The organism is Oceanisphaera marina (assembly GCF_014643915.1).
In the GTDB taxonomy this organism is placed as follows: domain Bacteria; phylum Pseudomonadota; class Gammaproteobacteria; order Enterobacterales; family Aeromonadaceae; genus Oceanimonas; species Oceanimonas marina.
Map to the genome: position 1 here is coordinate 1 of NZ_BMKE01000069.1, position 783 is coordinate 783.

A 783-nucleotide genomic window follows, 5' to 3' on the forward strand; every position below is an offset into this window, starting at 1 on the left:
TCTCTCAATCATTCCATCAGGCCCCCTCAAAGCCGAGATCGCGCAGAGACTTGAGGATGTTTTTGCAGGGAAGAACGCAGATCTCGAGGCTCTCATGGAGTGGATAAAGACAAGACCAATCCTGTCACCTCTGACTAAGGGGATTTTAGGGTTTGTGTTCACGCTCACCGTGCCCAGTGAGCGAGGACTGCAGCGTAGACGGTTTGTCCAAAACGCCCTAAATGGGAATGGGGACCCAAACAACATGGACAAGGCAGTTAAATTATACAAGAAACTGAAGAGGGAAATGACATTTCATGGAGCAAAGGAAGTTGCACTCAGTTACTCAACTGGTGCGCTTGCCAGCTGCATGGGTCTCATATACAACAGAATGGGGACAGTAACTGCAGAAGGGGCTCTTGGATTAGTATGTGCCACTTGTGAGCAGATTGCCGACGCACAACATCGGTCCCACAGGCAGATGGCAACTACTACCAACCCACTAATTAGGCATGAGAATAGAATGGTACTAGCCAGTACTACGGCTAAGGCTATGGAGCAGATGGCTGGATCAAGTGAACAGGCAGCGGAAGCCATGGAAGTCGCAAGCCAGGCTAGGCAAATGGTGCAGGCTATGAGGACAGTCGGGACTCACCCTAACTCCAGTACAGGTCTTAAGGATGATCTTATTGAAAATTTGCAGGCCTACCAGAATCGGATGGGAGTGCAACTGCAGCGGTTCAAGTGACCCACTCGTTGTTGCAGCTAACATTATTGGGATATTGCACCTGATATTGTGGATTC

The 783-nt window shown here is 49.4% G+C and carries 1 protein-coding gene; it reads left to right on the forward strand.

All coding sequences use genetic code 11. The features are described 5' to 3' along the window. Positions 1 to 727 (forward strand): matrix protein 1 (locus IEW52_RS15985; RefSeq protein WP_188630998.1); only part of this gene is annotated, 727 nt, incomplete at its 5' end. Positions 728 to 783: the final 56 nt, after the last annotated feature.